General features: G+C 66.9%; 11 protein-coding genes. 6 read left to right on the top strand and 5 right to left on the bottom strand.

The window, feature by feature from the left end; genetic code table 11:
* Positions 1-66 precede the first annotated feature (66 nt).
* A complete protein-coding gene (locus tag CEW88_RS17980; protein WP_108969438.1) occupies positions 67-1,176 on the top strand; it encodes a hypothetical protein in 1,110 nt (369 codons plus the stop codon).
* A 54-nt stretch (positions 1,177-1,230) separates the two neighbouring features.
* Here the strand turns inward: CEW88_RS17980 and rsgA are convergent, their stop codons facing one another.
* The 5 genes from rsgA to nagA form a co-directional block, all read right to left on the bottom strand.
* Positions 1,231-2,319, bottom strand: a complete 1,089-nt coding sequence (gene rsgA, locus CEW88_RS17985; RefSeq protein ID WP_108969440.1) for a ribosome small subunit-dependent GTPase A — start codon at positions 2,317-2,319, stop codon at positions 1,231-1,233.
* A 138-nt stretch (positions 2,320-2,457) separates the two neighbouring features.
* Entirely contained in the window at positions 2,458-3,201 is a 744-nt protein-coding gene (locus tag CEW88_RS17990) for an SDR family oxidoreductase (RefSeq protein WP_108969442.1), read from the bottom strand.
* A gap of 1 nt (position 3,202) precedes the next feature.
* Positions 3,203-4,708, bottom strand: coding sequence for a M81 family metallopeptidase (locus tag CEW88_RS17995; RefSeq protein ID WP_108969444.1), 1,506 nt, complete (start codon positions 4,706-4,708; stop codon positions 3,203-3,205).
* Positions 4,709-4,789: 81 nt separating this feature from the next.
* A complete protein-coding gene (locus CEW88_RS18000; RefSeq protein ID WP_108969445.1) occupies positions 4,790-5,710 on the bottom strand; it encodes an ROK family protein in 921 nt (306 codons plus the stop codon).
* The gene (nagA, locus tag CEW88_RS18005) at positions 5,707-6,846 is read right to left on the bottom strand and encodes an N-acetylglucosamine-6-phosphate deacetylase (RefSeq protein WP_108969447.1); all 1,140 of its coding nucleotides are present in this window, start codon (positions 6,844-6,846) and stop codon (positions 5,707-5,709) included. The genes CEW88_RS18000 and nagA overlap by 4 nt, the downstream gene beginning before the upstream one ends.
* A 237-nt stretch (positions 6,847-7,083) precedes the next feature.
* Between nagA and CEW88_RS18010 the strand changes: the two genes are divergently transcribed.
* The 5 genes from CEW88_RS18010 (at position 7,084) to CEW88_RS18030 (ending at position 12,594) form a co-directional block, all read left to right on the top strand.
* The gene (locus tag CEW88_RS18010) at positions 7,084-8,244 is read left to right on the top strand and encodes a Gfo/Idh/MocA family protein (RefSeq protein WP_108969448.1); all 1,161 of its coding nucleotides are present in this window, start codon (positions 7,084-7,086) and stop codon (positions 8,242-8,244) included.
* Positions 8,244-9,128: a carbohydrate ABC transporter permease gene (locus CEW88_RS18015; RefSeq protein ID WP_108969450.1), complete on the top strand. Its 885-nt coding sequence runs from the start codon at positions 8,244-8,246 to the stop codon at positions 9,126-9,128. The genes CEW88_RS18010 and CEW88_RS18015 overlap by 1 nt, the downstream gene beginning before the upstream one ends.
* On the top strand, positions 9,125-9,985 hold the full coding sequence (locus CEW88_RS18020; protein ID WP_217626455.1) for a carbohydrate ABC transporter permease: 861 nt from the start codon (positions 9,125-9,127) through the stop codon (positions 9,983-9,985). The genes CEW88_RS18015 and CEW88_RS18020 overlap by 4 nt, the downstream gene beginning before the upstream one ends.
* A 189-nt stretch (positions 9,986-10,174) precedes the next feature.
* On the top strand, positions 10,175-11,383 hold the full coding sequence (locus CEW88_RS18025) for an ABC transporter substrate-binding protein (protein ID WP_108969452.1): 1,209 nt from the start codon (positions 10,175-10,177) through the stop codon (positions 11,381-11,383).
* Positions 11,384-11,469: 86 nt separating this feature from the next.
* Positions 11,470-12,594: an ABC transporter ATP-binding protein gene (locus CEW88_RS18030; protein WP_108969454.1), complete on the top strand. Its 1,125-nt coding sequence runs from the start codon at positions 11,470-11,472 to the stop codon at positions 12,592-12,594.
* Positions 12,595-12,666: the final 72 nt, after the last annotated feature.

A 12,666-nucleotide genomic window follows, 5' to 3' on the forward strand; every position in this document is an offset into this window, starting at 1 on the left:
CTAAAGCAAGACGCCGCCGCCAGATTGACCCTAGGGTAGCTCCATTCGGTGCGAAGAGAGGAACCCATGCAGAAAGTAATTCTGTGCCTGGCCGCCTGCCTGCTGGCCCTGCCCGCCCTGGCCGAGGGCGAGATGGCGCATTTCGCGATCGGCGCAGATGTCTTCCGCGCCGGGCGCTCGGTCGAGGTCGATGGCGCGGGGTCGGACGACCTTTTCCTGGCCGGAGAGATCGTTACCGTGACCGGCGACATCACCGGCTCCGCGCATCTTGCGGGGCGCGAGGTCCGGGTCGAAGGCGCTGTTGGCGGCGATCTCTACGCGGCGGGCGACGAGGTCACGCAGCAAGGCCCCGTCGGTGGCGACGCGACCCTTTTCGGACGGGCGCTTTCGGTGTCCTCGATCGGGGGCGACCTGCGCATTGCCGGGTCGGACCTGCAGCTCACCGGCCCGGTCGCCGGCTATGCCATGGTGGCCGGCGAGAAGGTCGGCTTCGACGCGGAGGTCGCCGGTGATGTGAGCCTTGCCGCCGAGCAGGTGATCTGGGGTGAGGCGGCGCGCATTCGCGGGCGGCTGATCGTCTACGAGGAGACCCCAGGCGATCTCGACGTACCCGACCGGGTGGCACCGGACGCCCGCATCGAGCGCCGCGAGATCGAGGCCTGGGAGGGGCCGACGCCGCCGAGCTGGCGGCGGGCGATCATCGGTTTCCTGCTGGGCGTGGTGGGGATCGCCGCGCTCGGTGCATTGATCGCCGTGCTGGTGCCCGAGCGGCTCGCCGAAATGCGGCGGCAGATCCTCGACCGGCCTTTCCACACGCTCTGGCTCGGTTTCCTGACCCAATCGGCGGTGATCGGCGCGGGGGTGCTCTTCGCCCTGACGCTCATCGGCCTGCTGCTCACCCCGGCGATGATCCTGCTGGCCCTTGTGGGGGGCTTCGCGGGCTACCTGGTCGCTGCCTATGCCTTCGGCGTGGGGCTCTTCCTCGCCTTTGGCCGAAGCGAGCCGCTCAGCATTGGCGCACGTGCCCTCTCGGCGGGTCTCGGCGCGCTGGCCGCGGGCATCATCGGGCTCATTCCCTTCCTCGGCTGGCTTTTTGTACTGGCCATGGTTCTGACCGGGGTCGGGGCGATCACCCTGCGTGTCATCCGCCCGTCGTTCTTCGTCGGCGACGAATAGGGGCCACCCCAGCGCAGCGCCTCCGCAGGGACATCGCGCCGCCACGCCCGGCGCTCAGCGTTTTTGGCGTGACTTGTCCTTGATCACCCCGCGGACCATCTTCCCAAAGGCCCGGTCCTTCACGCGCCGCTGCTGCAGGCTGGCCGAGTTGAACTCGTCTTCTGCCTTCAGCTTGCGCCAGCGGGCAAGACGCGGCGCGTCGAGCTGGCCGTCGTCGATCGCCGCGCGCACCGCGCAGCCCGGCTCGGTCTCATGCCCGCAGTTGCGAAACCGGCAGCCCGCCGCCAGTTCCTCGATATCCTCGAAAACCTCGGCGATCCCTGCGGCGACATCGGTCAGCTGCAGCTCGCGCATTCCCGGCGTGTCCAGCAGCAGGCAGCCGCCCGGCACCGGGTGCAGCTCGCGGTGGGTGGTGGTGTGGCGCCCCTTGGCGTCGTCCTCGCGGATGCCCTGCGTGGCCACGTGCTGCGCGCCAGAGAGCGCATTGGTCAGCGTCGACTTGCCCACACCCGAGGAGCCGACGAAGGCCACCGTCCGTCCCGGCGTGCACCAATCGGCCAACGCTTGAGCGGGCGCGCCACCGCGGGCGTCGAGCCCCACCACCTGCACGCGGTCCGACAGGCCTCGTGCCTCCTCCACATAGGGCGCCGGGTCGTCCACGAGGTCGGTCTTGGTCAGCACGATCACCGGCTCGATCTCTGCATCGAAGGCCAGCGCGAGGTAACGCTCGAGCCGCGCGACGTTGAAATCCTGGTTGCAGGAGGTGACGATGAACAGCGTGTCGATATTTGCGGCGATGAGCTGGACCTGCCGGTCGTGTCCGGCGGCGCGCCGCTTGATCAGCGAGGCGCGTTCCAGCACCCGGCTCGACTTCGGCAGCGCGCGGTCGAGCAGCAGCCAGTCGCCCACCGTCGAGTCGGGTCCCGCGGGGATCAGTGTGTCGATTCCGTCTCCGGCCACGTGAAGCCCGCCGCGATGCACCGAGAGCACTCGGACGGGCGGCGTCTCGATCAGGGCCTCGGCGTCGATCTGCTGGGCGAAGAAATTCCTCCAGCCAAGCGCCTCGAGCGCCGAGAGCGCAGGGCGGGCCGGCTGCGGGGCGTCGCCCTTGCCGGGAAGGAAAGCTGAATAGTCTCGGACCATGAGGTGTCCCGCTGCGGGAGGAAGACGGAGAGGCCCAGAATGCCACAGCCGCGCAGGGGGGCAAAGCCCCAGGCACGCTTCTGCCCCAGCGGAATGCGGCGCAGAAGAGTGTTTCTGCGATCGAGGCCGCGCTGTCGATCAGGCGGTGATGATGTCGATGAACGGCAGGTTGCCCGCAGTCAGCCCGGCATCAACCGGCAGGACCGCGCCGGTGATGCCGCTCGCCATCGGCGAGGCGAGGAAAATCGCGGCCTTGGCCACCTCCTCGGGGCTGACCAGCCGGCCCAGTGGGTAGAGCGCGGTGACCTTCGCGAAGATGTCAGGCTGGCGGGCCTTGCGCTCGTCCCAGGCGGGCGTGTGCACCGACCCCGGCGCCACGACGTTGGCGCGCAGTCCATGCTTGCCCTCCTCGGTCGCAAGCGCCTTGGCCCAGGCGATGATCCCGGCCTTGGCCGCGGAATAGGCCGGGCTGCCGAAGTGGCAAATCCCGTTGACCGAGGCCACGAAGACCGCCGCCGCCCCCTCGGGCCGCCCCCGCAACGCCGGCAGCAGCGCGCGGCTGAACACCGCCGCGCCGGTGAAGTTGAGGTGCAGATCGTGCTGGATCACCGCCGTGTCGGTGTTGTCCAGCAGATCGACGCGGGTGCCCCCGGCGTTGGAAATCAGAACGTCCACCGGCGATTGCGCAATCTTCGCCGCCGCCGCCTCGGTCTCGTCCGTGTCGGTGATGTCGAACTCGACGACCTCATCGGCCTGCAGGCCGCTTCCGGCGCGGTCGCAGGCGACCACATGCGCGCCCGCCTCCTTCAGCGCGGCCGTCATGGCGGTGCCGATGCCGCCCCCCGCCCCAGTCAGAACAACACGTTTTCCGCTCAGCAACATCTCAGGCTTCCTCGTCTTCGGCAGTCACGGCATCGAGCCCCAGTGGGTCCGCCACCTTGGGCCAGAAATCGCTGCCCGCCTTCTGATAGGCAGTCAGCGCCGGTTTCGTCGGATAGGATGACGGGCTGTCCACGTGAATGATCCGCGAGGACACCGGATCGAACCCGGCATGAAAATGGTTGGTGGATTTGACCAGCAGGATTTCCTTTCCTGTGAAATCCACCCCTTGGTTGGAAAAGAGCGTCGGCTCGTAGGTCTGCGTCCGGCTGGAAATCAGCACGATGTCGATCTCGGTGCCGAGGATGCGGACGGTGGCCGAGCGGCCCAGCGTCACGCGGCTGGCACGGAAGCTCTGGTGACCCTCCTGCGCGAGGTGGATGACCTCGATCTCGGCATCGATGGGCGGGCCAGCTTCCGCCCCGGCCTTGCCGCCAAAGCGCAGGCGCAGCGTCGCCCCGAGGCCCGCTGCATGGCAGAAGCCCACCGCCACCGGATCCCAGATCGCCCCCACGGCGACCCTGTCGACGGCGCGCGCCATCAGCGAGAGCAGCACGTAGGTGCCATCCCCCGCGCAGCCGCCGCCCGGATTGTCCCAGGTGTCGGCGATGGTGACCGGCATCGATGGATCGGCTTCGCGCACCGCGAGCGCGAGATCGATGCCCTCCTCGTAGTCCAGGATCGGCATCGCGGTCTTGCCGCGCAATGCGTAGAGCTCCTCTCCCAGCTTTCGGGCCAACGCCGCGCCCTCCTCCGGCGCATTGTCTGTGACCACCATGATCTTCGTGCCCATCTCGGGCACGTCGCCCGCCATGAAACCGTGGATGATCGAGCACGACAGGATCTTGCCCTGCCCCTCAAGCAGCTTCATCCGGTCGACGAAGCCGCGCATGGGCTCCTGGCTTGTCGGATAGAGGCCGATCATCTTGCAGTCGAAGGTCGAGATCACCGGGCGCACTTCTCCGCGCAGGGCCCGCAGGGCAAGGTCCACCACATGCGTACCGCGCTCATGAAAATCGGTATGGGGGAACTCGAGGAAGGTCGCCGCCAGGTCGAGCTGCGCCACGCGCCTCCGCGTGAGATGGCTGTGCGGGTCAAACTCGGCAGCCACCAGCACCTCGGGGCCGACGATGGCGCGGACACGCTCGAGGAAATCGCCCTCGCAGTCGTCATAGCCCTGCGCCACCATCGCGCCATGCAGTCCGAACACCACGCCGTCCACCGGCATGGCCGCGCGCAGTTGGTCGAGGATCTCGTCGCGCAGTTCCTCGAAGGTTTCCCGCTTGATGAGTCCCGCAGGTTCCGCCCAGGTCGAACTTCCCTCGATCACCGTAAAGCCTTCGTCGCGGCCGCGCCGACGCAGGATCGGCACCGGCGAAGAGCAGAGCGTCGGGGTCTCGGGGTGCTCCCCCGGCGCGGCGTAGAAGGCCGCCTCGAAGGCCGCGCGATCGGTCGGCAGCGGCGAAAAGGTATTCGTTTCGGTGGCCAGAGACGCGGTAAACACCCTCACGCGGCGACCCTCCTTGCATTGTGGCGGACAGGCGCGGGTCCGCTTTTGTGAAGTCCTGTCGCCGCGCGCCGGGTCATCCGCTCAGGCCGCGTCGCGCGACGGCGCGCGCAGGGCGAGGATGGCGGCGCCCACGAGGCCGGGTTCGGTGCGGCATTGCGCCTGCACCACCAGCGGCTCGGAGGGTTTCGCCAGCGTCAGCGGCCGAGTGGCCTCGTCGAGCGCCGCGATCAGCGCGGCATCGTTCGCCAGCCCTCCACCCGCGGCGACCACGGTGGCGCCTGTCATGTTGACCACCATGGCCAAGGGGCCAGAGAGCAGCTCGAGCCAGGCAGCCACGGTCCTCGATGCGCCCGCATCCCCCGCGTGCCAGCGCGCGAGGATCTCGGTCGAGGGCAGTTCCGTCCCGGCAATGTCGCGGTGCAGCCGCTCGATGCCGCGCGCCGAGCAGGTGGCATCGAGGCAGCCGTTCAGGCCGCAGCCGCACTGGTAGGATGGCAGCGGCGTGTCGAGGCAGTCGAGCAGGCGTTTGGCCACTGGTCCGTGCCCCCATTCGCCCGCGTAGCCGCTGCCCGCGCCGATCAGCCGCCCCCCGGCGACGAGCCCGCCGCCGACGCCGGTGCCGATGATCGCCCCGAAGACCACGTCATGCCCGCTCCCGGCCCCCACGGCAGCCTCGGCAAGCGCGAAGCAATCGGCGTCATTGGCCACGAGCACCTCGATCCCGAGCAGCGCCGTGAGCTCGGGCGCCAGGCGGCGTCCGGTCAGGCAGGGGATATTCGCGACGGTGGCCCGGCCGGTCTTCGGATCGACCACGCCCGCGATCGAGATGGCCACCCGCTCGGCCCTTCCCGCCGCCTCGGAGATGGCCTCGCTGAGGGTGGCCACGAAGGCATCGAAGTCATCCCCCGGCGTCGGACGGCGCGAGAGCGCGCGCACGTCATGGATGCTGGTCGCCACGGCGCTTTTCACCGATGTGCCGCCGATATCGAAACAGACGATCATGCTGCCACCTCATCGTCCCACGGGCTGCCGCCGATCCAGACGTCCTGCAACGCAAGGTCTCGATCAAGAACGAGGAAATCTGCGCGACCGCCCTCGGCAAGACGCCCGACGTCGGACAATCCTGCGGCCTGTGCGGGATAGAGCGTCGCCATGCGCAGCGCCTCTTCGAGCGGCAGCTCCAGTGCCGCGACGCAGTAGCGCAGCGCCTCCAGCATCGAGATGTCCGCCCCTGCCAGCGTACCGTCGGCCAGCGTCAGGCGCCCGCCCGCGCGGTAGATGGTGCGGCCGTTGAGGGTGATCTCGGTCAGGTCCGAGCCCGTCGCGGCCATGGCGTCCGAGACGAGGAACACATGCCCCGGCCCGCGCTTCCCGCGCAGCGCGACCCGCATGGCCACGTCGCTGACATGATGCCCGTCGGCGATCAGCCCGCAACTCACCGCGCCCGCGTCCAGTGCCGCGCCGACCAGACCCGGAGCGCGGTGGCCCATCTGGCTCATCGCGTTGAAAAGATGCGTCGCCATGCTCGCCCCGGCGGCGAAATAGCGCGCGGCGGTCTCGGCACTGCAGTCGCTGTGCCCGAGCGAGACTTGCACGCCCCCGGCGACCAGCCGCGCGACCTGCTCGACCGTCGCCGCCTCGGGCGCCAGCGTCACCAGCAGATGACCGCAGCTGCCCTTTGCCGCGAGGATGCGCTGCAGATCGGCCTCCTCCATCGGGCGCACCAAGTCCTCTGCGTGGGTGCCCTTGCGGCGCGGATCGAGGTGCGGCCCCTCGAGATGAAGACCCGCGAGCCCCAGCTGCCCCGCGGCATGCGCCGCAGCACAGGCCGCGAGCGCCTGCGAGGTCTTCTCTGCCGTGTCGGTGATCAGCGTGGCGAGGATCGAGGTAGTCCCGAGTGCCCGGTGCGCGGCGCAGATCGCCGCCAGCCCTGCGGCGCTCGTGGTGTCGTTGAACTGCACCCCGCCGCCGCCGTTGACCTGCAGGTCGACGAGACCCGGCACGATCAGCTCGACCTCTGCCGCCTTGCCGGGAATCACCCCGGTCACTTTCCCGTCCGCAAAGCTCACCGCGGCGGTCTCATGCCAGTTCCAACCGTCGAAAACCCGGAGCGCGACCGGGGAAATCCCTGTCCTCATGCGCTCCGGGGCTCCGCAGGGCCGCACAGAGGGAGCGCGGCCTGAGCCGCTCGCCCGCATCTGAGGCAGGAACTGAAAATGAATTTCACCATAGTCGCTGTCTTTCGCATTTTTATATTGACTGTCACGAAACTGACCCACAGTCTACGAAAATAAATTACGTAATCCGTGCGACAGCCCCGCGTCACCCACCGTTGCGGAAGGCACCCTCGCCCGGGAAAAGAACAGGGATCGAGAATGAAAGTCGGCATCGTCGGGCTTGGGTACCGTCTAGGCTACCTGAGCCAGGTCTTCACGCAAATGCATCCTGATTTCGAGATCGCTGGCTACGTCGATCCCGCCCCTGCGGGCATGGGTCTGCTGGAGCAGAAGGGCATCTCCGCAGGCACCCAGTACGCGACAGTGCAGGAGCTGCTCAAGGCCGAAGACCTCGACCTGCTGATGGTGGGTTCGCCCAACTGCATGCACCTCGAGCACATCCGCGCCGGTTTCGAGGCAGGCGTGAAGGTGTTTTCCGAAAAGCCCGTCGTCACCACCAAGGACGACAGCTTCGAGATGGCGCGGCTGCTCGCGACATACGGCGTCGGGAACCTGCTGGTCGGCCTCGTGCTGCGCTACGCCCCTCTCTACACCGACCTGCGCGCGGCGCAGGCGCGCGGCGAGCTCGGCGATGTGGTGTCCATCGAAGCCAGCGAGCACATCCCCCCCTACCACGGCGCCTTCTTCATGCGCGACTGGCGGCGCTACGACCGCTGGGCCGGCGGGTTCATGCTCGAGAAATGCTGCCACGACATCGACCTCTATAATGGAGTCATCGGCGCACGCCCCGAGCGGGTGAGCAGTTTCGGCGGCCGCCGCACCTTCGTGCCCGCGAACGATCCGCGCGCCCGGGGCATCAACGATCTCGGGGTCTACAGCCAGAAGCCTTCGGGCTGGAACGGCACCGACAAGGTCTTCGACAGCGACGCCGAGATCATCGACTACCAGGTGGCCATCGTCGAATACGAGAACGGCGCCGCGCTGAACTTCCACACCAACCTCAACGTGCCCGACGATTTTCGCCGTTTCGCGGTGATTGGCACCCGCGGCATGGCCGAAGGCGACTTCGTCCGTGGATTTCTCAATGTCACCGACAGCCACACCCGCCAGCCACTCGAGCGCAAGACCTACCAGGCCAGCGACCTCTCGCAGCACTACGGCGCGGACGAAGAGATGGCCAAGGGCGTCATCGCCTCGGTGCTGACCGGTGCGACACAGCCCGTCTCGGTGCTCGACGCGCTCGAAGCGGGGCTGCTCGCCATGGCAATGGACGAGGCCCGCGCCAAGCGCACGGTCATCGAGATGTCGCGCACCTGGGATCTCTACGACGAGGCCCTCACCGCCAAGGTTCCGGCCTGATGAGCGCACAGAAGTCCGCCGTCATCTTTGCCTGGATCTTGCTGGTCCCCGCTCTGGCCTATGTGTCCGCCATTGTCGTCTACCCGCTGCTGCAGACCGTGAACCTGTCGTTCACCGACGCCTCGCTGCGCCGCACCACGAATTACATTGGCTGGGAGAACTATGCGAAGATCTTCGACGCCGAGTTCGCCACGATCATCGGCCGGACCTTCCTTTGGACCTTCCTTTCGGTCTCGATCAAGATGATCATCGGCACCGGCGGGGCGATGCTGCTCAATGCCGCGCTGCCCGGCCGCGCGCTCTTCCGCATCCTGACCATGCCGCCCTGGATCGTGCCGATGGCCATCGGCATCTTCATGTGGGGCTGGATGTACAACGGCCAGTTCGGCATGATCTCGGGCCTGCTGCAGCGCTTTGGGCTGGTCGACGGGCCGGTCGCCTTCCTCGCCTACGGCCACACTGCGTTCTGGGCGACGATCATCACCGACGTGTGGATCGGTGTGCCGATGGTGACCATGTACATGCTCGCCGCCGTGCAATCGGTGCCACAGGACCTGCACGAGGCCGCCTGGACCGATGGCGCGAGCCGTCTCTACCGGATGCGCAGGATCACCCTGCCGATGATCTTCCCGGCGGCGATCACCATGTCGATGATCTCGCTAATCTCGACCTTCAACTCGTTCGATCCGATCTGGATCCTGACCCAGGGCGGCCCCTCGGGCTCGACCACCACGATGATCATCGACACCTATTCGACCGCGCTCGGCTCCAAGAAGTTCGGCGAGGGTGCGGCGAGAGCGGTGGTGATCTGCCTGTTCCTGTCGGCCTTTGCCCTGCTCTACTTCCGCGCCGTCACCAAGCTGTCGAGGAGGATGACCACATGATGAAGAAAAACGCCATGATCGACCGCTACCGCTGGTGGGAAGTGGTCCTGATGTACTGCGGCATCTTCATGTTCCTCTTCTTCGTGCTGGCGCCCTTCATCGAGGGCTTCCTGGTCTCGCTGAAGCCGCTGGGCCTGCTTTTCTCGACGCCCTACAAGTTCCTGCCAGAGAACGGCTCATTCAAGGCCTACTTCACCATGTGGGAGAGCGTGCCCGAGTTCGGCCGCTACATCTTCAACTCCTTCTTCATCTCGACTGTGATCACCGTGGTGGTGCTGCTGCTGGTGGTGCCCGCGTCTTATGCCTTTGCCCGGATCAGCTTTCGCGGCTCGGGCACGCTGCTCGGCGCCTTTCTGGCGGTGAACATGTTCTCGGGCGCGGTGCTGCTCATCCCGCTGTTCCGGTTGATGCGCGCCTACGGCATGCTCAACACCTACTGGGCGATGATCGTGCCCGGCGTGGCCTTCCTAATCCCGACGGCGATCTGGCTGCTCTCGACCTACATGCGCCGCATCCCGCGCGAGCTGGACGAGGCCGCCTATGTCGATGGTGCCAGCCATTTCTACATCCTGCGCCGGGTGATCCTGCCGCTGGCGATGCCGGGCATCACCGTTGTCGCCATCACCACCTTTATCGGTGCCTACGCTCAGCAGTTCATCTTCGCGCTGACCTTCAACTCCAAGACGGAGTTCATGCCGCTGCCCATCGGCCTTTATGCCTACTTCGGTCGCCAGGAGGTGATCTGGAACGAGCTTATGGCCGCGAGCTTCGTCGGCATCGCCCCGGCGATGATCCTGATCTTCGCGCTGCAACGCTACCTCGTCGCCGGCCTCACCGCCGGGGCGGTGAAGCAGTAGGCCGCGCAAGAGCTGGCGTCCGCGCCGCGCGCGGAGGCCCTCCATGGCCCCCGAGGGAGGGGGCGACCGGCGACTCCCGCGAGAGGGAGCAGCCGAAGACCGCCCCGGGACAGGGGAGCCAGAAAGGCCCGCCGCACAAGCGGCAAGAAACGGCCCCGCCCGAAAGGGCACCAACAGGAGAGAACAGGAATGACCAAGACCCTTCTTCGCACCGGCGCCGCGCTCGTCGCGCTGACCGCCGCGATGCCCGCCATGGCCGAAGAGATCACCATGATTGTCTGCGGCGACACGATGAACCCGGTCCACCAGAAGTATATCGACCAGTGGGAAGCCCAGAACGAAGGCTGGACCGTCGCGCCAGAAGTCGTCGGCTGGGGCCAATGCCAGGACAAGGTGACCACGCTCGCCGTCGCAGGCACCCCCGTGGGTCTCGCCTACGTCGGCTCGCGGACGCTGAAGGAATTTGCCGAGTTCGGCCTGATCGAGCCGGTGCCGATGAGCGACGAGGAAAAGGCCTCCTACTACCCCAACGTGGTCGACACCGTGACCTATCAGGGTGAGCAGTGGGGCGTTCCGGTCGCCTTCTCGACCAAGGCCTTCTACTGGAACAAGGATCTCTTCAAGGAAGCCGGCCTCGATCCGGAAAGCCCGCCCAAGACATGGGCCGAGGTCATCGACGCCGCCAAGGCCGTCACCGAGAACACCGACAGCGCCGGCTTCGGCCTCGTCGCCAAGACTTTCGACAATACCATGCACCAGTTCCTGCATTGGGTGTATACCAACAACGGCCAGGTCGTGGACGCCGAGGGCAACATCGTGCTGGACTCGCCCCAGAACCTCGAGGCGTTGGAAGCCTACAAGGCGCTGGTGCCCTACTCGGAGGAAGGCCCGACCGCCTACGAGCAGAACGAGGTCCGCGCGATCTTCCTCGACAGCGGGGTGGCGATGATGCACGCCTCGATCGCCGCTGTCTCGCGCCTAGAGGACACCGACATCAACTGGGGCGTGGCCAACCTGCCGCTCGGTCCGGAGGCCCAAGGCCCGGGCACGCTGCTGATCACCGACAGCCTCGCCGTTTTCTCGGGCTCCGGCTACGAGGAAAAGGCCGTCGAGCTGGCGAAATTCCTCACCGCGCCGGAAGCGCAGGAAGAATATGACCTCGCCGAAGGCCTGACGCCGCTGCGCCCCTCCGCCAACATCGACGCGCTGGTCGCGGAGACCCCCTACTGGGCGCCCTATATCGACGGCATCGAGTTCGGTGGTCCGGAGCCGCTCTTCACCGACTACCGTGGCTTCCAGAACGTCATGATCGAGATGGTGCAATCCGTGGTCACCGGCGCGGCCGAGCCCGCCGACGCGCTGGCCAAGGCCGACGCCGCGCTCAAAGAGCTCGAGTGACCCAGCGCTGATTGATCCGAGCCCGCATGGGTTCTCATGGTCCGGACCTTCGGGTCCGGACCGCTTGAATAGGAAAGGACTTTCCCTTGGGACAGCTTGCCCTGAGCGGTGTGAAGAAACGCTTCAACAAATTTGAGGTCATCCATGGGATCGACCTCGACATCCGGGATGGCGAATTCGTCGTCTTCGTCGGGCCTTCGGGGTGCGGCAAGTCCACGCTGCTGCGGATGATCTGCGGGCTGGAAGAGATCACCGAGGGCGCATGCACCATCGACGGAATCCGCGTCAACGACCTGCCGCCGGTCAAGCGCGGCATCGCCATGGTGTTCCAATCCTACGCGCTCTATCCGCATATGTCGGTCTTCGAGAACATTGCCTTTCCGCTGCGCGTCGAGAAGCTCCCTGAGGCCGAGATCAAAGAGCGTGTGATGCGCGCGGCGCGGGTGCTGCAACTGGAGAACCGGCTGCAGCAGAAGCCGGGCAACCTCTCTGGCGGACAGCGCCAGCGGGTCGCCATCGGCCGGGCCATCGTGCGTCAGCCATCTATCTTCTTGTTTGACGAGCCGCTGTCGAACCTCGACGCCGCGCTGCGTGCCGAGATGCGCATCGAGCTGACCGCGCTGCACAAGAAACTCAAGGCGACGATGATCTACGTCACACACGACCAGGTCGAGGCGATGACCATGGCCGACCGCATCGTGGTGCTCGACGGCGGCAGCATCAGCCAGGTCGGCGCGCCGCTCGAGCTTTACCACAAGCCCGACAACCTGTTCGTCGCGGGCTTCATCGGCAACCCGCGGATGAACTTCCTCCCCGGCACCTGCACAAAGGTCGGTCCCGAGGGCGCCACGGTGAGCCTGAACACTGGCGGCACGATCACCGTGCCGGTCGAGGCGCCCCGCAGTCTCGAAGGCCACCAGATCACGTTGGGCATCCGCCCCGAGCACCTGAGCCAGGCCGGCGGCGATCTGTCGATCGACGTGATCCCGAATGTCGTCGAACGGCTGGGGGTGAACACCGTGGCCTATGCCGAACTCGAGGGCGTGGGCACGATCTCGGCCTTGCTGCCCGGATCCTCTCCGGTGGCCCCGGCGACACCCGCGACGCTCTCCTTCCTCGCCGCCGACTGCCACCTCTTTGACGCCGACGGCATGGCCCTCGCCCGCAAGGTCGACAGCTCGATGCCGATCCCGGCAGCGGCCACCGCCTGAGGCACCTTGGCGGGCTCACTCACGGGCTGGTCGCAGATTGAAACAACAATGCCCCCGCAGGGATCGCGGGGG

Source organism: Alloyangia pacifica (assembly GCF_003111685.1).
Lineage (GTDB): Bacteria > Pseudomonadota > Alphaproteobacteria > Rhodobacterales > Rhodobacteraceae > Salipiger > Salipiger pacificus_A.

Bases quoted from the DNA above. Each gene is read 5' to 3' on its own strand.
- CEW88_RS17980 (WP_108969438.1), top strand. From the start codon at position 67: ATGCAGAAAGTAATTCTGTGCCTGGCCGCCTGCCTGCTGGCCCTGCCC.
- rsgA (WP_108969440.1), bottom strand. From the start codon at position 2,319: ATGGTCCGAGACTATTCAGCTTTCCTTCCCGGCAAGGGCGACGCCCCG.
- CEW88_RS17990 (WP_108969442.1), bottom strand. From the start codon at position 3,201: ATGTTGCTGAGCGGAAAACGTGTTGTTCTGACTGGGGCGGGGGGCGGC.
- CEW88_RS18000 (WP_108969445.1), bottom strand. From the start codon at position 5,710: ATGATCGTCTGTTTCGATATCGGCGGCACATCGGTGAAAAGCGCCGTG.
- nagA (WP_108969447.1), bottom strand. From the start codon at position 6,846: ATGAGGACAGGGATTTCCCCGGTCGCGCTCCGGGTTTTCGACGGTTGG.
- CEW88_RS18010 (WP_108969448.1), top strand. From the start codon at position 7,084: ATGAAAGTCGGCATCGTCGGGCTTGGGTACCGTCTAGGCTACCTGAGC.
- CEW88_RS18015 (WP_108969450.1), top strand. From the start codon at position 8,244: ATGAGCGCACAGAAGTCCGCCGTCATCTTTGCCTGGATCTTGCTGGTC.
- CEW88_RS18020 (WP_217626455.1), top strand. From the start codon at position 9,125: ATGATGAAGAAAAACGCCATGATCGACCGCTACCGCTGGTGGGAAGTG.
- CEW88_RS18025 (WP_108969452.1), top strand. From the start codon at position 10,175: ATGACCAAGACCCTTCTTCGCACCGGCGCCGCGCTCGTCGCGCTGACC.